20 protein-coding genes and 1 tRNA gene are annotated in these 20,039 nt (G+C 70.2%); 11 read left to right on the top strand and 10 right to left on the bottom strand.

What is annotated here, in order from left to right; translation table 11 throughout:
* Positions 1 to 139: 139 nt before the first annotated feature.
* The 8 genes from R3F55_22715 to R3F55_22680 all read right to left on the bottom strand — a co-directional run bounded on the left by R3F55_22715 (position 140) and on the right by R3F55_22680 (position 9,287).
* Entirely contained in the window at positions 140 to 1,141 is a 1,002-nt protein-coding gene (locus tag R3F55_22715) for a dipeptide ABC transporter ATP-binding protein (protein ID MEZ5670189.1), read from the bottom strand.
* Positions 1,138 to 2,121, bottom strand: a complete 984-nt coding sequence (locus tag R3F55_22710) for an ABC transporter ATP-binding protein (GenBank protein ID MEZ5670188.1) — start codon at positions 2,119 to 2,121, stop codon at positions 1,138 to 1,140. The genes R3F55_22715 and R3F55_22710 overlap by 4 nt, the downstream gene beginning before the upstream one ends.
* Positions 2,122 to 2,228: 107 nt before the next feature.
* Positions 2,229 to 4,580 (bottom strand): hypothetical protein, encoded by a 2,352-nt coding sequence (locus R3F55_22705; protein ID MEZ5670187.1) that lies wholly within the window; start codon positions 4,578 to 4,580, stop codon positions 2,229 to 2,231.
* Between the two features lie 179 nt (positions 4,581 to 4,759).
* Positions 4,760 to 5,245 carry a hypothetical protein gene (locus R3F55_22700; GenBank protein ID MEZ5670186.1) on the bottom strand — a complete coding sequence of 162 codons (486 nt, stop codon included), beginning with the start codon at positions 5,243 to 5,245 and terminating at the stop codon, positions 4,760 to 4,762.
* Positions 5,246 to 5,346: 101 nt separating this feature from the next.
* Positions 5,347 to 6,246 carry an AEC family transporter gene (locus R3F55_22695; protein MEZ5670185.1) on the bottom strand — a complete coding sequence of 300 codons (900 nt, stop codon included), beginning with the start codon at positions 6,244 to 6,246 and terminating at the stop codon, positions 5,347 to 5,349.
* A gap of 19 nt (positions 6,247 to 6,265) precedes the next feature.
* Complete coding sequence (locus R3F55_22690; GenBank protein ID MEZ5670184.1) at positions 6,266 to 7,537, bottom strand: HlyC/CorC family transporter; 1,272 nt, start codon at positions 7,535 to 7,537, stop codon at positions 6,266 to 6,268.
* Positions 7,538 to 7,549: 12 nt separating this feature from the next.
* Positions 7,550 to 8,683 carry a 3-dehydroquinate synthase gene (gene aroB / locus R3F55_22685; GenBank protein ID MEZ5670183.1) on the bottom strand — a complete coding sequence of 378 codons (1,134 nt, stop codon included), beginning with the start codon at positions 8,681 to 8,683 and terminating at the stop codon, positions 7,550 to 7,552.
* Position 8,684: 1 nt separating this feature from the next.
* Positions 8,685 to 9,287 carry a shikimate kinase gene (locus R3F55_22680; protein ID MEZ5670182.1) on the bottom strand — a complete coding sequence of 201 codons (603 nt, stop codon included), beginning with the start codon at positions 9,285 to 9,287 and terminating at the stop codon, positions 8,685 to 8,687.
* A 330-nt stretch (positions 9,288 to 9,617) separates the two neighbouring features.
* Here R3F55_22680 and R3F55_22675 point away from each other — a divergent pair, with 330 nt between their 5' ends.
* Together R3F55_22675 and R3F55_22670 are read left to right on the top strand one after the other, a co-directional pair.
* A complete protein-coding gene (locus R3F55_22675) occupies positions 9,618 to 10,604 on the top strand; it encodes a site-specific tyrosine recombinase XerD (GenBank protein MEZ5670181.1) in 987 nt (328 codons plus the stop codon).
* A 53-nt stretch (positions 10,605 to 10,657) separates the two neighbouring features.
* On the top strand, positions 10,658 to 10,957 hold the full coding sequence (locus R3F55_22670; GenBank protein ID MEZ5670180.1) for a DUF1330 domain-containing protein: 300 nt from the start codon (positions 10,658 to 10,660) through the stop codon (positions 10,955 to 10,957).
* Positions 10,958 to 10,961: 4 nt separating this feature from the next.
* On the opposite strand, the gene R3F55_22665 is transcribed toward R3F55_22670, so the two are convergent.
* On the bottom strand, positions 10,962 to 11,372 hold the full coding sequence (locus R3F55_22665; GenBank protein MEZ5670179.1) for a carboxymuconolactone decarboxylase family protein: 411 nt from the start codon (positions 11,370 to 11,372) through the stop codon (positions 10,962 to 10,964).
* Positions 11,373 to 11,472: 100 nt separating this feature from the next.
* Between R3F55_22665 and R3F55_22660 the strand changes: the two genes are divergently transcribed.
* The 5 genes from R3F55_22660 to R3F55_22640 all read left to right on the top strand — a co-directional run bounded on the left by R3F55_22660 (position 11,473) and on the right by R3F55_22640 (position 15,930).
* Positions 11,473 to 11,549: transfer RNA gene (locus R3F55_22660), tRNA-Pro, on the top strand.
* Between the two features lie 185 nt (positions 11,550 to 11,734).
* Positions 11,735 to 12,457, top strand: coding sequence for a hypothetical protein (locus R3F55_22655; protein ID MEZ5670178.1), 723 nt, complete (start codon positions 11,735 to 11,737; stop codon positions 12,455 to 12,457).
* Between the two features lie 149 nt (positions 12,458 to 12,606).
* On the top strand, positions 12,607 to 13,650 hold the full coding sequence (locus tag R3F55_22650; protein ID MEZ5670177.1) for a TRAP transporter substrate-binding protein: 1,044 nt from the start codon (positions 12,607 to 12,609) through the stop codon (positions 13,648 to 13,650).
* Between the two features lie 112 nt (positions 13,651 to 13,762).
* Complete coding sequence (locus R3F55_22645; GenBank protein MEZ5670176.1) at positions 13,763 to 14,518, top strand: TRAP transporter small permease subunit; 756 nt, start codon at positions 13,763 to 13,765, stop codon at positions 14,516 to 14,518.
* Between the two features lie 2 nt (positions 14,519 to 14,520).
* Positions 14,521 to 15,930: a TRAP transporter large permease subunit gene (locus tag R3F55_22640; GenBank protein MEZ5670175.1), complete on the top strand. Its 1,410-nt coding sequence runs from the start codon at positions 14,521 to 14,523 to the stop codon at positions 15,928 to 15,930.
* An 81-nt stretch (positions 15,931 to 16,011) separates the two neighbouring features.
* On the opposite strand, the gene R3F55_22635 is transcribed toward R3F55_22640, so the two are convergent.
* Positions 16,012 to 17,124, bottom strand: a complete 1,113-nt coding sequence (locus R3F55_22635) for a DUF2336 domain-containing protein (protein MEZ5670174.1) — start codon at positions 17,122 to 17,124, stop codon at positions 16,012 to 16,014.
* Between the two features lie 142 nt (positions 17,125 to 17,266).
* Here R3F55_22635 and R3F55_22630 point away from each other — a divergent pair, with 142 nt between their 5' ends.
* From R3F55_22630 to R3F55_22615, 4 genes are read left to right on the top strand one after another with little or no spacing between them, the layout of a single operon-like run.
* A complete protein-coding gene (locus R3F55_22630) occupies positions 17,267 to 18,007 on the top strand; it encodes a type 1 glutamine amidotransferase (GenBank protein MEZ5670173.1) in 741 nt (246 codons plus the stop codon).
* A gap of 30 nt (positions 18,008 to 18,037) precedes the next feature.
* On the top strand, positions 18,038 to 19,309 hold the full coding sequence (locus R3F55_22625; GenBank protein ID MEZ5670172.1) for a molybdopterin molybdotransferase MoeA: 1,272 nt from the start codon (positions 18,038 to 18,040) through the stop codon (positions 19,307 to 19,309).
* Complete coding sequence (gene moaD / locus R3F55_22620) at positions 19,306 to 19,557, top strand: molybdopterin converting factor subunit 1 (GenBank protein MEZ5670171.1); 252 nt, start codon at positions 19,306 to 19,308, stop codon at positions 19,555 to 19,557. Before R3F55_22625 ends, moaD begins: the two co-directional genes overlap by 4 nt.
* A gap of 4 nt (positions 19,558 to 19,561) precedes the next feature.
* Complete coding sequence (locus tag R3F55_22615; protein MEZ5670170.1) at positions 19,562 to 20,035, top strand: molybdenum cofactor biosynthesis protein MoaE; 474 nt, start codon at positions 19,562 to 19,564, stop codon at positions 20,033 to 20,035.
* Positions 20,036 to 20,039: the final 4 nt, after the last annotated feature.

Raw genomic sequence — 20,039 nt, 5'->3', positions numbered from 1 at the left:
GATCATGGACCGTTCTTTGCTGCCGGCCCGTTGCACAGTATTTGTTCCCATAGCTAACGAATGCACCGCAATTCGGCGCACGTTGCATAACAACGGTGTGAGTCCGGCGTGACGTCGCCGCGGTGCCGCGCAGGCGGGGTCAGGCGTCGGCCCGCTCGGCGAAGTGGCAGGCGACGCGGCGGCCGGAAACCTCGCGCAGCGCCGGCTGTTCCTCGGCGCACACGGCGGCGGCGAGCGGACAGCGGGTGCGGAACACGCAGCCCGAGGGCGGGTCGAGCGGCGACGGCAGCTCGCCGGTCAGCGGCACGCGTTCGGCCCGGTTCTCCGGGTCGACGGCGGGCGTCGCGGCAAGCAGCGCACGGGTGTAGGGATGCAGCGGGCGCGCGAACACGGTGCGCGCCGGACCCTGCTCGACGGTGCGGCCGAGATAGAGCACCAGCACCTCATGGGCGACGTGGCGGACGACGCTGAGATCGTGGCTGATGAACAGATAGGCCAGGCCGAATTCCTCCTGGACGTCCTTCATCAGGTTGAGCACCTGCGCCTGCACCGAGACGTCGAGGGCGGAAACGGGCTCGTCGGCGACCACCAGCTTGGGCTCCAGCATCAACGCGCGGGCGATCGCGATCCGCTGGCGCTGGCCGCCGGAGAACATGTGGGGATAGCGGGCGTGGTGCTCCGGGCGCAGTCCGACCTTGCCCATGATCTCGATTGCCCGCTCCCGCCGCCTTGCCGCCGGCCAGTCGGTGTTGATGACCAGCACCTCCTCCAGCGCGGCACCGACCTTGCGGCGCGGGTTGAGCGAGCCGAACGGGTTCTGGAACACCATCTGCACCTTGCGGCGGATGTCCGCCGCCTGCTGCAGGGTGGGGCGCACGGCGTCGATACCGTCGATCGCCAGGCTGCCGGACGTCGGCGGCTCGATGCGGGTGACCAGACGGGCGAGGGTGGACTTGCCCGACCCGCTCTCTCCGACCACCGCCAGCGTGCGTCCGGCGGCGAGGTCGAAGTCGACGCCGTCGACCGCCTTCAACAGGCCGGCGCGGCTGAACACGCCGCCGCCGACCGGATAGTGACGGCAGAGACCGCGTGCGCTGACCAGCATGCCGGCCGCCGGCGCCTCCGCCATCGCCGCCGTCATGCCGCCAACGGTGCCGGCACGGGATGGAAACAGCGCACGTGACGCGCGGCGGGGCCGTCGCCGTGCGCCATCGGCGGCCGGGCGGCGCGGCATGCGGCATCGACGCGGCTGCAGCGCGGACTGAACAGGCAGCCGTCTGGCCGGTCGTAAGCGCCGGGGACGACGCCGGGAATGGTCGGCAGCCGGTCGCGGCCGGCGCTGCGCTCGGGCAGCGCCTCCAGCAGGGCGGCGGCATAGGGATGGCGCGGGCCGTCGAACAGCTGCCGGGCCCCGGCCACCTCCACCACCTGTCCGGCATACATCACCGCGACGCGGTCCGCCGCCTCGGCGACCACGCCCATGTCGTGCGTGATCAGCACCAGCGCCATGTCGCCGGCGGCCTGCAGCCGCCGCAGCAGGTCGATGATCTGGGCCTGGATGGTGACATCGAGCGCGGTGGTGGGCTCGTCCGCGATCAGCAGGCGCGGGCTGCACGCAATCGCCATCGCGATCATCACCCGCTGGCACATGCCGCCGGAAAGCTGATGCGGAAACGCGCGCAGGCGCTCCCCGGCCGCCGGAATGCCGACCTGGTCCAACAGTTCCGTCGCCCGCTCGCGCCGCCAGCGCCGCGTGCCGCCGATATGCGCCTTCAGCGCCTCGGTCAGCTGGAAGCCGACCGTGAAGCATGGATTGAGGCTGGTCATCGGCTCCTGGAAGATCATCGCCACGTCCTTGCCGACGATGCGTCGGCGACGGCGGGGCGACAGCCCGCGCAGGTCGATGCCGTCGAAGGTCAGCCGGTCGGCGGTGACCTCGCCGGGAAACGGGATCAGTCCCATTACCGCCAGCATCGTCACCGACTTTCCGGACCCGCTCTCGCCGACCACGCCCAGCACCTCGCCGGTCTCGACGTCGAGGTCGACGCCCTCGACCGCGGCGAACACGCCGTCTGCGAACGGGAAGCGGACCGACAGATTCCTGATTTCCAGCAACGCCATGGCGGCACGCTAGCCCAGGCCCGACGCGGTTGGCTAGCGCGCTATCCGTGCCGGCCGGTCCGGCCGTTGCCCGCGCGGCGGTGGGAACAACCGTGTCGCGGCCGCGCTCAGACGCCCTCGACCCGCACAGCGGAGGTCGCGCTCATGCGCAGCCGGTCGGCCTGGTCGGAGCCCAGCGTCTGCTCCACCGCCCAGACCGTACTCATGATGTGCTGGAGCACATAGGGCGACTGCGCCGCGCCTGTGCGCGAGACCGCCTCGCGCAGCCGCTCCGCGCTGCGCCCGGCCGCGGTCGAGGCGCGCAGCTTGCAGGCATCCAGCGCGCCGTTGAGACCGAACAGCCGTTGTTTGTCGCGCAGCGAGCTCGACAGGTCGACGACCACCTCGATCCGCCGCAATGCCTTCAGGCTGGGCGCGGCATTGAGATTCGTGATCATCCCCTGCGCGTCCTTGGTGAACGGGTCTGCGCAGCTGGGGAACGCATCGGCCACGAAACTGTCCAGCCGCTCCAGCACGCCGGTGCGGATCGCCTCCGCCACCTCGCGATTGATCTGGCTCACGCGCATGGTGACGCCGCCGTCCTGGCGCAGCGGCAGCGATAGGATGCCGCAGTCGATGGCATCGACGTAGCGGTCGATCGCATTGGACAGTGCCGGCGAACCGTCGAAGCTATCCGCGGCCTCAACGATCGCGGCGCCGAGCTTGCCAACCCGCACCAGCAAGGCATCGACGATGCTGCGCATCTCGTCCTGGTCGGTCACCGACGGACCGTGATGGGCCGTCAGGTGGCGCAGCGTCTGCACGATCTCGCAGGGCTCGGTCAGGTTCTGCATCACCAGGTGCAGCGCGCCGACGGCCGCCAACGGATAGCCCGACCTGGCCATCTCTTCCAGGCTGGCGCCGATGGCGCGCATGTTGTCGATGGTCAGCCAGGTGATCGGTGGCCGCGGCAGCGCGCCCATCAGCGCATAGATCTGCGGTATCATCACCATCAGCGTCGCCGCATAGGTCTGCGCCGCGTCGAACTCCGGCACGTCGACCGGAACCGGCATGTCGTCGTCACCGCGTCCTTCCCGGTTCCAGCGCAGCCATTCCACCAGCATCAGGTGCACCGTCTTGCGCAGCTCGAAGATCTCGACCTCGAACTGCTCCGGGTCGTCGACCGCAGCGAGTACAGCCTCGAACCGGGCCACATCGCGTGCCGACCAGGTCCTGCGCAGATAGCGGGCCAGGTCGTGGGCGGTCTCGTGCGCGATCTCGCCCGGGCCTGCCGCCTGGCCGGCCTCGCGCACCAGCTTGCGAAACGGCCAGCACAGGATGCGCACCAGGACGGCAGCCTCGTCGTCCGTCTCGACGATGGCTTCGCGCAGGCCCCCAGCAGGGTTGCTCGGCTGCAACCGCGCGATCTTGGACCGCAGTCGAGCGGGTCGCGCCGCATTCGCGCCGGCATCGTTGGCGACCCTGTTGCGCTGGAATTTCAGCATGTCGCTGGGTGCGAGCACCGGCAGCAGCGATTCGATGAAACCGATCCGCGCCCGCATCTCGTGCCGGTCGCGCAGTGCGGCCGCGGCACGCCAGCTGACCGTCGCCGCATACCAGATCTGCACTGCGGTCGTGGCGAAGGCGGCCACCTGGCGCAGGCGCGGCGCGCTGGTCTGCCAGGATCGCACCACAGTCAACGCGTCGCCGCATTCGTTGTCGATCCGCCCGATCTGAGACCGGATCAGGTCCATGATCGCATCGCCGGCCGCCAGGCACCGCTTCGCCGAGCCGACATATTCCGGATGGTCGTTGCTGGCCCATTCGCCCATCACCGACAGCATGGCGCGCAACTCGCTCAGCTGCTGGCGGACCGGGCCGCGCAGGTCTTTCTCGCTGGTGCCGAGCAGGCAGAGCTGCGACGCCCAGGCGTCGAGGCATTCGATCAAGGCATCGGGCGCCAGATCGATCCGCTCGGCGAGCCCGCGCAGCGCGGCAAGGTTGGCCTCGTCGTGCAGGCTTTCGGGCGTGAGTCCCTCGATCGGGCGGCCGATCTTGATCGCCACGGTTTGGACCAGGTGACAGAAGATGGCCTGCCGCCGGCGTGTGTCGGCCGCGGCGTCCTTGACCGCCTGTTCGGCGGCGCCGGGGCCGCACAGGCCAAGCTGCCGCACTTCCAGAGCCTTCTGCCGCACGATGATCGGGTCGGTGTGCAGGATGCTGGCCAGGGATTCGTGCAACGCGCGGTCATAGACCGTCATGTTGATCAGGTCCGGCAGCATCGGCCACGGCACCACATAGTAGCCGTGGCCGCCGGACAGCGCCGGCACCAGCGCCGTCGGCCGTCCTTCATCGTCCAGCCGCAGCCGGGCGATCATCAGGTGCGGCGACGAGAAGGGGACGTAGACGCCGCCGCGCAGCAGCGAAGGGGGCGCCGCATTGACGAAGGTGTCGTTCAGTTTGCGCGCTAAGACGGCCAACGTCCTGTTTCCCCTGAACGGCGGCAGCGGCCGTTCTGGCCGTGCCCGGTCGGTGCCGCCTTCCTGGGGCGCCGACTCCTACGCTAGCGGAGCCGGCTTAGGGTCGGGTTAAGTCGGTTAACGCGCCCGGCGAGAAATTGTTCGAATTTGAGGTATCTCGGTTCGTCAGGGACTTTGGCCTACTGTCCCTGGTTGTCGAGGAAACTGCGGGCCTCGGTGCGCACGAAGGCCAGCAGGTTGACGCCATAGCGGTCGGCCTGCGTTTCGGTGACGCCCGTCGCCAGATAGGCCCAGCGCGCCTCGCGGAACTGGTTGCGGCAGGCGTCGATGCCGACCTCGACCGCCTCGTCGTGGGCGGTGCCCGCCTCGGCCGACTGCGCCGCGCGGCCGACGACGCAGTTCAGATAGGTCTGCGCCTTCTGGTCGGCCTCGCCGGTGTCGGCTTCCGCCGTCGCCAGGGCCGGTGCCGCCGCCGCGCTTGCCGCAGCGTCCGCCGGTGCGGGCGCCACGGCGGCTGCCGGTGCCGCATCGGTGCCGGCGGCCGGTTCCAGGGTCTCGACCTGAGCCGGCGCGGCCGCGCTCGGCACCTGATCGGCGTCGGTGCCGGTGGTGTTGCAGGCGGCCAACAGGACGGCCAGGCCGATGGACAGGTGACGACGCGTCATGATTCCCCCGAAACATGCTTCGAGCCGGTCGCGCGCCGGGCGGGCGCGCCGATGGGCCGATCCGGCGTCCAGTGTGGCAAAGCCGCCCGGCGGGGGCAACATCATCCCGCCCGCTCCAGCACGTAGGCGAGCAGCAGCGGCAGCGAGGCGAAGGACACGATGGTCGAGATCAGCACCATTCCGGCCACGTCCTCCGGCGCCCGCGCATAGCGCTGCGCGAAAAGGTAGTTGAACACGGCGACCGGCATCGTCGTCTCGATGATCAGCACGCCGCCCTCGCGATAGCCCAGGTCGAAGGCCCAGGCGATGGCGAGGCCGACCCCGAAACCGATGACGAGCCTGAGGAGGGCCAGCAGCACGCTGCGCGGCAGGTTGCGCAAACCCAGGCTGGCCAGCGAGACGCCGAGCGTGATCAGCATCAGCGGGATGGTGACCTGGCCGACCAGCCCGATGGTCCGCGTCGCCCACAGCGGCAGGTCCGTGCCGGTGGCGATCACCGCGACGCTGGCCGCCACCGCCCAGATGATCGGCGTCCGCAACAGCCTGCCGACGGACCAGGTGCCCGAGGCCAGCGCGACGCCGACGGTGAAGTTCAGGATGGCGGCGACGGCGAAATAGGCGATGGCGAGCGCCAGCCCTTCCTGGCCGAAGGCGAACAGGCACAGCGGCAGGCCCATGTTGCCGGAGTTGGAGAAGGCGAGCGACGGCAGGTACGACGAAAACGGCAGGCGCAGGGCGTACAGCACGATCGCGCCGACCGCCAGCATCGCCCCGATCGCGGCGATGCTGGCCAGCGCCATATCGGCCATCCGGTCGATCAGGCCGGACACGCCTTCGGCCTGGCCGATCAGGGTCGAGAAGATCAGCGCCGGCGCGCCCAGTGTCGTCGCCAGGTTGGTGACGAAGCCGGTGTCGTAGGGCACCTTCAGCTTGACCCAGCCGAAGCCGATGCCGGCGCAGATCAGGACCGGCGCGATGATCGCGAAGATTTCGGCGGACATCGGGGGCGGCCGGGCTCGCCTACTTGCCCGCCGGGGCGGCCGCCGGCGGCGGCACCAGGCGCAACAGGGTGATGCGGTTGTGCTGCCGGCGCAGCACCTCCACCGCGAATCCCTCGACGTCGAAGCGCTGGCCCGGCTTGGGAATGCGCCGGGCGACGTGCATCAGCAGTCCGGCGATGGTCGATGCCTCCTCGTCGGGCAGCGACCAGCCGAACTCGCGATTCAGGTCGCGCACGGTGGTGGTGCCGGCGACGATGAAGCTGCCGTCGGGTTGCGCGCGCACGCCGGTCACATGCGGGTCGTGCTCGTCGTCGATCTCGCCGACGATCTCCTCGATGATGTCCTCCAGCGTCACCACACCCATCAGCGAACCGTATTCGTCGACCACCAGCGCGAAATGCTCGCGCCGGCGGCGGAACATCTGCAGCTGATGGAACAGCGAGGTCGATTCCGGGATGAACCAGGGCTTGCCGGCGACCGCCTCGATCTGCTCGCGGCCGACCGTGCCCTCGGCCTGGCGGACCAGCCGCAGCAGGTCCTTGGCGTGGATCACGCCGATGATGTTGTCAGGTTCGTCGCGCCACAGCGGCAGGCGCGAATAGGGGCTGCCGAGCACCAGATCGATGATGCGGTCCGGGTCCAGGTCGGCATCGATGGTGACCACGTCGCTGCGGTGGGTCATCACGTCGGAGACGTCGAGCTCGGCCAGGTCCATGATGCCGCGCAGCATCGCCTGCTTGTCGTCGGCCGCGGCGTGGGCGCCGTGCAGCTCGATCACACCGCGCAGCTCCTCCTCGATCTCCGACGAGGTCATGGTGCGCGAGATGGTGACGCCGAACGCGCTGAGCGTGGCGCGCACCACCGCCTGAATCGTGATCACGGCGGGGCCGAGCACGTTGACGATCACCAGCAGCACCGGCGCGACCATCAGCGCCAGCCGGTCGGCATGGTTGATCGCATAGCTCTTCGGCATCACCTCGGCGAAGATCAGCACCAGCAGGGTCATCACCACGGTGGCGTAGGCCACGCCCGGCTCGCCGAACGCACCGATCAGCACGCTGGTCGCCAGCGCCGACGCCAGGATGTTGACCAGGTTGTTGCCCAGCAGCACCGCACCGATCATCCGCTCCTTGCGCGCCAGCAACTCGTTGACCGCCCGGGCCGCCTTGCTGCCCTGCTGGGCCAGCCGGTGCATGCGGGCGCGCGACGCCGCGGTCATCGCCGTCTCGGACGCCGAGAAGAAGGCGGACAGCACCAGCAGCACGAAAATGGCGATGATGATGTAGGCCATGTGCCGCTGCGGTCAGGCCGCCTCCGCGCTGTCCTCTAGGACGGCACGCACCGCCTCGACCGACACGTCGCTGCGGACCTCGGCCTGGCCGATGGCGCGCGCCAGGATGAAGGTGATGCGCCCGTCGCGCACCTTCTTGTCCCGCGTCATGTGGTCGATCAGCCGGTCGGGGTCCCAGCTCACGCCGGCCAGCGCCGGAGGCGACGTCGGCAGCCCGACGCCGGCGAGATGGCGGCGGATGCGCGCCACCGCCGCGGCATCGGGCCCAAGCCCAAGCCGTGCCGACAGGGCGAACGCCATCGCCATGCCGATCGCGACCGCCTCGCCGTGCAGCAGGCGGCCGTCATAGCCGACCTCGGCCTCCAGCGCGTGGCCAAAGGTATGCCCCAGGTTCAGCAGGGCGCGTTGCCCGGTCTCGCGTTCGTCCTCGGCGACGATGGCCGCCTTGGCGGCGCAGGACCGGCGCACCGCCTCGACGCGCAGCCGCAAGTCGCCGGCCAGCAACGCCGCGCCGTTTTGCTCGAGCCAGTCGAAAAAGGGCGCATCGCCGAGCAGGCCGTATTTCACCACCTCGGCATAGCCGGCCAGCAATTCACGGCGCGGCAGGCTGTCGAGCGCGGCGACGTCGGCCAACACCAGCCGCGGCTGGTGGAAGGCGCCGACCAGGTTCTTGCCGCGCGGGGTGTTGATGCCGGTCTTGCCGCCGACCGAGCTGTCGACCTGGGCCAGCAGGGTGGTCGGCACCTGCACGAAGTCGATGCCGCGCAGCAGGATCGAGGCGGCGAAGCCGGTCAGGTCGCCGATCACGCCGCCGCCCAGCGCCACCAGGGTGGTCGAACGCTCGACCCGGCTCGCGAGCAGGCTGTCGACCACGCCGGCCAGCGTGACGAAATCCTTGCTGGCCTCGCCGGCCGGAACCGTCACCGTCTCGTGGGCAAGGCCGGCGGCCGACAGGCTCGCGGCCAGGGCGTCGCCGTAAAGCGGGCCGACCGCGGTGTCGGTGACGACCACGACCCGCGGGCCGGCCAGCACAGGGCGCATCAGGGCGCCGGCGCGGCCGATCAGGCCGCTGCCGATGACGATGTCATAGGACCGCGCGTCGAGCGCGACGGTCAGGCGTTCGTCCGCCGGGGCTTCGGTGCTCACCTCAGCCCACTCCCTGCGAGGCCGACTGCGGGGCCGGCATGGCGCGCTGCAGGTGGCGCTCGATCGCCGCAACCACGCGATCGACGGTGACGTCGAGCGGGCTGTCGTCCGAATCGACCACGATGTCGGCCAGGGCATAGACGGGATAGCGCTCCGCCTGCAGCCGGCGCAGCACCTCGCCATGGTCCTTGCCGTTCAGCAGCGGCCGGTGGTTGCGGCGGGCAACCCGGCGCAGCAGCACGTCGAAGTCGGCGCGCAGCCAGACCGAAAGGCCGCACCTGGCCGTCTTGGCGCGGGTCTCGGCATCCATCCAGGCGCCGCCGCCGGTGGCCAGCACATGCGGCGGGTCGTCCAGCAGGCGCGCGATCACGCGACGCTCGCCGTCGCGGAAGGCCTTTTCGCCATGCAGGGCGAAGATGTCGGAGATGCTGCAGCCCGCGGCGGCCTCGATCTCCTGGTCGGCGTCGACGAAAGGCAGGTCGAACCGCGACGCCAGCCGGCGGCCGACGGCGGTCTTGCCCGCGCCCATCAGGCCGACCAGCACGATCGTCCGGTCGATCGGGCCGACACGGCGCGCGTCGCCGTCCGGCGCGTCAGCGTCCATCGCGCGCTCGGGCACCGGCGGTGCCGACGATCCTTTCGTTGAACCCGGTCATCGCAGTCTCTAGAATCTTTACAGCGTTGAGTCGCAATTCGCCAGTATTGGGGACGGGGCGCCGCGGAAGGCAGCCGATGACATGATGCTGGCTGCACAATAGGGTCAGTTCGCCGTTGCGACAACGATTTGACACGCGCTCCAGCCGGGGCCGGTTTACGCGGGTCCTGCTCGTTCTCCTGCTGCTCGTGGTCATTGGCGGCGGCGCGTTCCTCAGCCAATGGGACATACCGCCGCCGGAGGGCCAGATCGAGAAGATCATTCCGAACGAGCGGTTCTTTGGCTCCGCCTGAGCAAGAACCGGGCCGTGCGGTTCCGGCCGCGCCGGCGCCCGGCCGCGACTATCGGATCGAGGCGTTTCTGGAGATGCTTGCCGCCGAGCGCGGCGCGGCGACCAACACGCTCGCCGCCTACCGGCGCGACCTGCACGCGCTGCAGGCCTTCCTGTGCCGCCGCGGCGGCACGCTCGCCGGCGTGACCGCGGCCGACCTGCGCGACTGGCAGGCGGCGATGGACGGCGAGGGCCTGTCGGCCGCCACTGTCGCCCGCCGCCTGTCGGCGATCCGCCAGTTCATGCGGTTCCAGCTCGCGGAGGGCGAGCGCAGCGACGACCCCTCGCTGGATGTCGATTCCCCGCGCAGGGCGCGCGCGCTGCCGAAAACCCTGAGCGAGGACGAGGTCGACCGTCTGCTGGCGGCCGCGGCCATGCTGCCGGGCGCGAGCGGCGTGCGGATGACCGCGCTGCTCGAACTGCTCTACGCCACCGGGCTGCGCGTGTCGGAACTTGTCGGGCTGCCGGTGGACGCGCTGGCGCGCGACGGCGCCACCCTGATCGTGCGCGGCAAGGGCGGCAAGGAGCGCATGCTGCCGCTGAGCCTGCCGGCGCGGCAGGCCGTCGCCGCCTATCTGCCCCTGCGCGCCGCGTTCGCCGGCCCCGGTCCGGCCGCCGCCAACCGGTGGCTGTTCCCGTCGCGGCGGCGCGGCGGCGCGCCGCTGACGCGCCAGCGCTTCGCCCAGCTGCTGAAGACCGTCGCGGCGAATGCGGCGATCGAGCCGAGCCGGCTGAGCCCGCACGTGCTGCGCCACGCCTTCGCCAGCCATTTGCTGGAGCACGGCGCCGACCTGCGCGCGGTGCAGCAGCTGCTGGGCCATGCCGACATCTCGACCACCCAGATCTACACCCATGTCGTCGCCGAGCGGATGCGCCGGCTGGTCGAATCGGCCCACCCGCTCAGCGCGCAGCGCACGGCATCGGGGCGGGATTGACGCCGGCGGAACGGGGCGGCAGGGTGCCCCGCGCACGCAATGGGGAACCGGTCATGAGCGCCTACATCATCGCCCGCGTCGCGATCCGCGACCGCGAAGCCTATCAGCCCTATCTCGACCGGACGCCGGGGGTGGTCGCCAAATATGGCGGCCGCTTCGTCGTGCGCGGCGGTGCTCTGGAGACGCTGGAGGGGCCCGCGGAGACCCGCCGCGTCGTCGTGCTGGCATTCGACGACATGGCCGCCGCGCGCCGCTTCTACGAATCCGCCGACTACCAGGCGATCGTCCCGTTGCGCCAGGCGGCGTCGGAAGGGCAGCTGATCCTGGTCGAGGGGGTCGCCGGCCAGCCCTGACCGCTCAGCCGCCGCGCGCGGCCTTGTGGATCGGCGGGTCGACCTCGACCTGATAGCCGTCGGCCCGCTTGTTGGTGCGGGTGAAGGTGCCGACCACGGCCATCACCTCGCCCAGCATCGCGTCGTCCATGCCCAACCGGCGGGCAGCGGCGGTGTGCGAGTTCAGGCAATAGGTGCAGCCGTTGGTGGCGCTGACCGCGATCGCCAGCAGCTCCTTGGTCAACACGTCGAGCCGGCCCGGCTGCATGGTCTGCTTCAGCCCGGTCCAGACCTCGCGCAGCAGCGGCGGGTGCGAGCCGAGCGTCTTCCAGAAGTTGGGCACCCAGTCGATTCCGCGGGTCGCCATGAAGTCGTCATAGACCGCGCGGACCTCGTCGGGCGCGTCCTCATACTCGACCATGCGGGCAAGCGACATCGGGTTTCCTCCGGTGGTTTCGGGTGGTCGCATCGGTGCCGCGAAGGCGATCACATGGTGGGTTGCTGCGCAAGCGCCGAGGCGCTATAAGCCCGCCCGTCGGAGTGTAGCTCAGCTTGGTAGAGCACCGTCTTCGGGAGGCGGGGGCCGGTGGTTCGAATCCACTCACTCCGACCAATCCGACACGATCGATGCCGAACGGCGCGGCTTGGCCCGCGGGCCGTGCTCACGGCTGTGATCGGAGTCGCCCGATATGATATGCGGTGCGACATGGTTGCGCGAATCGCCGTTAAGTCCTTGTGCCGGTTGACAGTCCGAGCGGCGGGCGATCGCGGTCCGCGGTCGGATGGCGGGGGTTGCTGATGTCGTTCAGCTTGCAGGAGCGCGAGCGCCGGCGCCGGCGGCGGACCTGGTCGCGGATGTTCCAGGTCGTCGCCTTCTTCGCCATGCCGGCGGCGACCTTCATCCTCGGCTACGGCATCGGGCAGGAGCTGGACGAGCGCCGGGTGGCGAATCTGCGGGAGGAGCGCGACGCCCTGCAGATCGACGTCGGCCGGCTGCAGCGCGAGCGTGCCGGCATGATCCAGCAGGTCACCGCCGCCCAGGCGGCCGCGCAGGAGTGGGAGATCCGCTACGAGCGCGACGTGCCGCTGGGCGAGCGCGCCAGCCTGATGGAACTGGTCGACCGTCAGCTCGCGCTGGGCGTGACGGCGGAACGCCTCGGGCGGTTCGTCGAGGCGGCGGCGGCCCAGCGCGAATGCGGCGAGCCGTCGGCCAAGCGCTTCCTGCTCGGCACCGACGCGAATGCGCGCCAGGCGCAGTCGGTCAGCTTCGCCGGCGGTCAGGTCACCGTGTCCGGCCAGGGCACCGCCGCGCGCAACGACGCCGGGCTGCCGCAGGGCTGGTTCGACATCGGCCAGTCGGTGACGCTGGAGTTCGCCGTGATCGGCGGCGAGCGGGTAGAATCGGCCGGCATCCTGCCGTTGCACACCTCGGTGCTGTTGGGCGCGAAGGAAGTCCGTTTCACGGTTTCCGCCAGCGACGTGCGCGGCTATGTCGAGGCGACCGCCGTCCTCTGCGAGTAGCGGCCGGCCGCCGCAGCCGGCCAGATTGGCATTGTGCCCTCCGCGCCCGTCCACTACCGTTCCGGCGCGCGGGCGTTGGCAGCGCCGGCACGAGCATCGACATATCCACCACGATCGATGAGCCAAGAACCCAAAGGGAGGCTGCAGACATGATTACGAAGAGCGTCTTGCTTGCGGGGGCCACGGCCCTCGGGCTGGCCGTCGGCGCCGGCGCGGCGTCGGCCCAGTCCGTGCGCTGGGACATGGGCTCGACCTATTCCAGCACGCTGACCCAGCTCGGCACGCTGGGCGTGCACCTGGTCGACAAGATCCGCGTCGCTTCCGGCGGCGATATCGACATCACCTTCTACGAGCCTGGCGCCCTGGTGCCGGCGCTGGAGACCTTCGACGCGGTCGCCAGCGGCTCGATCGACGCGGCCTGGTCGACCCCGGGCTACTGGGCGGGCAAGGACCCGACCTTCGCCATGTTCTCCGCCGTGCCGTTCGGCCCGGCATCGGGCGAGTATCTGGCCTGGATCTACTATGGCGGCGGCCGCGAGCTGCAGGACGAGCTTTATGGCAGCTACGGGCTGAAGTCGATTCCGTGCGGCATCATCGCGCCGGAGGCGTCCGGCTGGTTCAAGAACGAGATCACCTCGATCGACCAGCTCAACGGCCTGAAGATGCGGTTCTTCGGTCTCGGCGCCCGGGTGATGGAGAAGCTCGGCGTCTCGACCCAGCTGCTGGCGGGCGGCGAGATCTATCAGGCGCTCGAGCTGGGCACCATCGACGCCACCGAATTCTCGCAGCCGGCGATCGACCTCAACCTGGGCTTCTTCCAGGTGGCCAAGCACTACTACTTCCCGGGCTGGCACCAGCAGTCGACGATCTTCGAGCTGCTGCTGAACCTGGACAGCTGGAACGGCCTGACCGAGCAGCAGCAGTCGATCCTCGAGCTGGCCTGCGGCGACGCGATGCGCGAGGGCATCGCCGAAGGCGAGGCGATCCAGTTCGCCGCCCTGCAGGAGCTGCAGGCCAACGGCGTCACGCTGCACCGCTGGCCCCAGGATATCCTCGACCAGCTGAACGCGGCCTGGGAAGAGGTCGTGGCCGAACTGGTGGCCGAGAACGAGAATTTCGCCAAGGTCTGGGAGTCCTACTCCACCTTCCGCGCGAACTACCGGGTTTGGAAGGACCTCGGCTACCTCGACTAGGGACAGCCGGACCGATGGCGTCGTGGGTGCCGCTGGGGTTTGAGCGGCATCCGCATTCCGGCCCGCGCGTCAGCGCGGGCCAACGCCGCCCCGGCGTCTAGCCCGCGCAGTCATGAACCGCACGCTCGACCTCGATCAGGCCGTCGTCATCCCCTGGTTCTTCGCCGGGGTGGGCGCGATGCTGGTCGTGCTGGTGCTGCTGATGCTGGGCGAGCGCTCGCAATTCGCCCTGTTCCGATTCTCGCGCGGGCTCGACGCGGTGGTGGTGTTCGCCGGCAAGGCGGCGGCCTGGCTGTTCCTGCCGCTGATCCTGATCATCCTGCTCGACGTCGTCACCCGGCGCGCCGAGGGCGAGGTCTGGTCCTGGGGCGTGTGGATCCAGGACGCACTGCTGTGGGTCAAGCGCGGCATGGAGGAGGGCGCCGATCTGACCTCCACCAAGCTGCAGGAAATGGAATGGCACCTGCACACGGTGATCTTCGCGCTGGGCTTCGGCTTCGCCTATATCGCCAACGCCCACGTCCGGGTCGACCTGGTCCGCGAGCGGCTGAAGCCGCGCGCGCAGCAGTGGATCGAACTGCTCGGCGCGCTGCTGTTCATGATCCCCTATTGCGGGCTGCTGTTCTTCATCTTCGCCGAGTACGCCGCCAACTCGTTTGACCAGGGCGAGGTGTCGTCGGCGCTGACCGGGCTGTCGCACCGCTGGATCATCAAGGCGGTGCTGCCGCTCGGGCTCGTGGTCGCGGCGCTGTCGGCGATCGCGGTGCTGATCCGCAAGCTCCTGGTCCTGTTCGCAGGTCCTGAACTGGTCGTGCGGGTCGAGCGCTTCGAGCAGCGCGTGCTGGTGCAGAGCTCGGACGGCGACTGACCATGGATCTGCTGGGCGTTCCCATCGACGAGCTGCTGCCGGCGCTGATGTTCCTGGCGCTCGGCTTCCTGCTGTTCACCGGCTATCCGGTGGCGATGATGGTGGCCGGCGTCGGCGTCTATTTCGGCCTGATCGGCTGGGCGTTCGGCGTCTTCCGGCCGGCGCACTACGAGGCGCTGGCCAACCGCATCTGGGGCGGCATCGCCGAGAACCCGGTGCTGGTGGCGATTCCCATGTTCATCTTCATGGGAACGATGCTGGAAAAAAGCGGCGTCGCCCGCGACCTGCTGAACACGCTGAACATCCTGTTGCGCCGGGTGCCCGGCGGGCTCGCGCTGGCGGTCTCGCTGCTCGGCACCATCATGGCGGCGACCACCGGAATCATCGGCGCCTCGGTGGTGATGCTGACGCTGCTGGCGCTGCCGGTGATGATGCAGAGCGGCTATTCCAACAGGCTATCGACCGGCATCATCGCCGCGTCGGGCACGCTCGGAATCCTGATCCCGCCCAGCATCATGCTGGTGATCATGGCCGACCTGCTGTCGATCACGGTGGGCAACCTGTTCGTCGCGGCCATCGTGCCGGGGCTGCTGCTGGCCGCGGTCTATCTGGTCTATATCGTCGTGCTGGCGATGGTCCGGCCGAAGGTCGCGCCGCGGCTGCCGGCCGACGTCGGGCCCGACACCAATCGCGACCTGTTCCTGCTGGTGCTGCGCAGCTTCATCCCGCCGGTCTTCCTGATCGTGCTGGTGCTGGGCTCGATCTTCGGCGGCTGGGCGACGCCGACCGAGGCGTCCGGCGTCGGCGCCGCCGGCGCGGTGCTGCTGGCGCTGTTCAACCGCAAGCTGAAGTGGCGCACGCTGTGCGAGGTGGTGCAGCGCTCGGCGCTGACCAACGCGATGCTGTTCTTCATCTTCGTCGGCGCGACCGCCTTTTCCTACATCTTCCGGCGGCTGGGCGGCGAGCAGCTGGTCATCGACCTGATCGAGTATCTGGCGTTCGGGCCGTGGGGCCTGCTGTTCGTGCTGATGCTGATCGTCTTCCTGCTCGGCTTCTTCTTCGACTGGATCGAGATCACGCTGATCGTGCTGCCGGTGTTCACGCCGATCATCGCCCACCTCGACCTCGGCCACCATGTCGATTCGCCGATGGCCAACGCGGTGACCTACTGGTTCGCGATCCTGATCGCGGTCAACCTGCAGACCTCGTTCCTGACGCCGCCGTTCGGCTTCGCGCTTTTCTACATGCGCGGGGTGGCGCCGCCGCAGGTGTCGTTGAAGGACATCTACCTGGGGATCATTCCCTTCGTCCTGCTGCAGCTGCTGGTGCTGGCCGCGGTGATCCTGTTCCCGGGCCTCGCGCTGTGGCTGCCGGAGTGGTATTCGGCGCAGCCGGCGCCGGTCGGCGGCTAGCATTGCCCCGCTAAAGCGAAACCGCCCGGCGCGGGGCGCGGGCGGTTCGGCGCGATGACGTCCTGCCGGGCCGGGGCGAGGTCAGGCGGCGGCGCGCATGCCCATGTCGCTCATGCGGTCGAGCAGATAGTCCAGGTCCTCGGTCGCGATGTCCTCGGTCTGGGTCAGGATTCGCTCGACCACGCGGCGGCGATAGCGCTCGCGGTCGTGGTCGTTGCCGTCGTAGTCGGTCTCGCGCATCACGTCGACGGCCACCTTGATCGCCGGGTAGAACTCGTCCGGCAGCTTGGCGTGGCGGTAGATCGACTTGAGGCCGAGACCGCCGCGGTCGTGGATCAGCGCCTGGGCGTTGGACAGCGGGATGTCGCACAGGGTGGCGAGCGACGCCTCCAGGAACTGGCCGTCGCCCATGCAGGTGGCGCGCAGGATCAGCGTCGGCGTCAGCCGGCCGTTGCGGTGCAGCTGCGCGGTGAGTGCCATCACGTCGCGGATGTCGGAACCCTTGGACAGGCCGAGGATCGCGCGCTCGCGCGACTGGATGATCAGGTCGGTGGCCGTTTCCGGCGAAAGCTCGTGCTTGGCGACCAGCTGCTCGCGCAGGCTGTCGGACAGCACCGAGACCAGCCGCTCGGAGATGCCGACCGGCAGGCTGCCGCGGCTGACCATCGGCTGCTGGATGCGGGCGCTGTCGCCGAAGTCGTCGATCACCTTGTGCAGCGAGGCCTCCGACAGCGTGGCGCCGTCGTTGGCCACCAACTCGGCCACCACGTCCTCGTCGGCGGTCTCGACCAGGGCGGCCGAAACCGTCTCGGACACGGCCTCGCGCTGGGCGATGGCCACCTGCTTGGTGGTGCCGCTGGCGCGCACGATCTCGATCAGGTCCTCGTCGGTCAGCACCGACGACTTCTGCAACACCGGCAGCGCGACCTCGTCGATGTCCTGCGCCAGCGAAAGGGCCACGTCGTGCGGCACCACGCCGCTTTCGGCCAGCTGCTCGGCCAGCGCCTGGCGCACCCGGACCGCGGCGTCGCGCACCATGATGCGGAAGATCTCTTCCGCCATCGCGCGTTCGCTTTCGCTCATCTCGGCATGGCCGTACTGGGAGGCCAGCTTGTGCGCGGTCTCCGCGCGAACCTCTTCGGTCCGCTCGGTCAGCAGCCGCTTGACGTCGTCCTCGCTCAACCGTTGGGTCATCGTCTCACGCTTCGTCAATGTTGGCGGCGCGCTCGCGCACGCGGCCTCGACACGGGTCCATCGATCCGCCACTTTGCCGGACGCGCCTTAAGTCTTCGTAAAGCCCCGCAGCCGGCGGCAGGGGTTCGTCAGGAGGTGAAACATGGCCCGACCGCGCATCCTGGTGTTCCAGCATCTCGCCTGCGAGCACCCCGGCATCTTTCGCGATTTCATGGCCGAGGACGGCATCGCCTGGACCGGGGTCGAGCTCGACGAGGGCGCGCCGATTCCCAACCTGGCCGACTTCGACGCCCTGTGGGTGATGGGCGGCCCGATGGACGTGTGGCAGGAGGATGCGCATCCCTGGCTGATCGCCGAGAAGGCGGCGATCCGGCAGGCGGTGGTCGGGCGCCGGATGCCGTATTTCGGGCTCTGCCTCGGCCACCAGCTGCTGGCGGCGGCGCTTGGCGGCGCGGTAGGGCCGGCGGCGACGCCGGAGATCGGCGTGCTGGACGTGACGCTGACCGAGGCCGGACGGGCCAGCCCGCTGATGGCCGGCATTCCGCCGCGCACCTCGGCCCTGCAGTGGCACAGCGCCGAGGTATTGCGCGTGCCGGCGGGGGCCGCCGTCCTGGCCGAATCGCCGGCCTGCGCGGTTCAGGCCATGGCGGTCGGCGAGCGGGCGTTCAGCCTGCAGTACCATGTCGAGCTGACCGACACGACCGTCGCCGACTGGGCGGCGATTCCGGAATATCGGGCGGCGCTGGAACGGGCGCTCGGCCCGCACGGGCTGGCGCGCATCGGCGCGGACTGTGCGCGCAACATGCCGCAGTTCAAGGCGGCGGCGCGCCAGCTCTACCGCAATGTCATGGCCGCGACCGAGCGGGCGCTCATGCCGGCCTGACGCGGCCACGCGCCGCGGCGTGCCACGACGATGGCCCAGCTCTCGGACGACTGCTTTGCCTTCGGCGGCGACCTGATGCCGCTGGACGACGCGCTCGCCCTGTTGCGGACCCGCGTACGGTGCGTGGCGGCGACCGAGCGGGTCGGCCTTGCCGATGCGCCGGGCCGCGTCCTGGCCGAGGCGGCCGTCGGCGTCCGCGCGGTGCCGCCGACCGACAATTCCGCCGTGGACGGCTATGCGGTGCGGTTCGCCGACCTCGCGGCGTCAGGGCCGACGACGCTGCCGGTCGGCGGCTCTGCCGCTGCCGGGCGGCCGCTGGGCCGGCCGGCGGGCGCCGGCGAGGCGATCCGCATCTTCACCGGTGCGCCGATGCCGGACGGCGCGGATACCGTGCTGATGCAGGAGGACTGCACCGTCGCCGACGGTCGCGTGACAATCCCGCATGGCATCCGCGCGGGCGCCAATCGCCGCTTCGCCGGCGAGGACGTCACCGTCGGCGCGCCGCTGCTGGCCGCCGGCAGCCGCCTGCGCCCGCAGGACGTCGCCGTGCTGGCGTCGCAGGGCGCGACCGGCGTCGCCGTGCGTCGTCCGCTGCGGGTGGCGCTGATGTCGACCGGCGACGAGGTGCACGAGCCCGGCACGACAGCTCCAGCGGGCGCGATCTACGACTCCAACCGGTGCCTCATTGCCGGCCTGCTGCGGCGGTTGGGCTGTGCGGTCGACGACCGCGGGATCGTCCCCGACCGGCGCGAGGCCGTGCGCGAGGCGCTGGCCGATGCGGCGGCCGCCCACGACCTCGTCGTCACCTCCGGCGGCATGTCGACCGGCGACCACGATCACCTGCCGGCGGTGCTGCGGACGGCGGGGCGACTGGACGTCTGGCGCCTGTCGATCAAGCCGGGCCGTCCGGTCGGACTGGGGTTGATGCCGGGCGCGGACGGCATGACGCCGGTGCTCGGCCTGCCGGGCAACCCGGTCGCGGCGATGGTGACATTCCTGTTCCTCGGCCGCGCGCTGGTCGACCGGCTGGCCGGCGCGGTGGACCATGTGCCGCACCGGTTCCCGGTCCGCCTCGGTTTCGCCGCTCGCAAGAAGGCGAACCGGCGCGAATTCGTCCGGGCGACGCTGGACCCGGCCGGCGCCGACGGCGTGCCGGTGGCCCGCCGATTCCCGCGCGACGGCGCCGGCGTGCTGATGTCGATGGTCGCGGCGGACGGTCTTGTCGAACTGGCGGAGGGCGTGTCCGGGCTTGACGCCGGCGCGGTCGCGCCCTTCATACCGATGAGCGAGGTGATGCCGTGAAGCTGCTGTATTTTGCCTGGCTGCGGCAGAAGCTGGGCCAGGGCGAGGAGCGGGTCGAACCGCCGGCCGACGTGACCGACGTGGCGGGGCTGGTCGACTGGCTGCGCGCGCGCAGCCCGGCCCACGCCGCCGCGCTGGCGCGGATGGACGTGGTGCGCGTCGCGGTCAACCAGGAGTTCGCCGGCATGGACACGCCGGTCCGGCCGGGCGACGAGGTTGCCTTCTTCCCGCCGGTGACGGGCGGCTGAGCCGATGACGGTGCGGGTCCAGCGCGAGGATTTCGACGTCGGCGCGGAACTGGCGGCGCTGAGCGCGGGCGACCATGCGGTCGGCGGCGTGGCGAGCTTCGTCGGCCTGGTCCGCGACATCAGCGGCGGCGAGGGCGGCACGCACGCCGTGTCGGCAATGACGCTGGAACACTATCCGGGCATGACCGAGAAGATGCTGGCGGCGGTCGAGGCCGAGGCCCGGGCGCGCTGGCCGCTGGCCGCCAGCCTGATCGTGCATCGCTATGGCCGTCTCGAGCCGGGCGATCGCATCGTGCTGGTCGCCACCGCATCGGCCCATCGTCAAGCCGCCCTGGAAAGCTGCGCCTTCCTGATCGACTGGTTGAAGACCAAGGCGCCGTTCTGGAAGCTGGAGGCGGGCGCCGCCGGCGAAAGCTGGGTCGAGGCGCGTGCCGCCGACGACGCGGCGGCGGCGCGTTGGTCCGCAAAGGCGGGCTGAGGCC

This window comes from Alphaproteobacteria bacterium, assembly GCA_041396705.1.
In the GTDB taxonomy this organism is placed as follows: Bacteria; Pseudomonadota; Alphaproteobacteria; order CALKHQ01; family CALKHQ01; genus CALKHQ01.
Note: the sequence above shows the minus strand (reverse complement) of the source record. Positions and strands in the feature narration are given on the sequence as shown.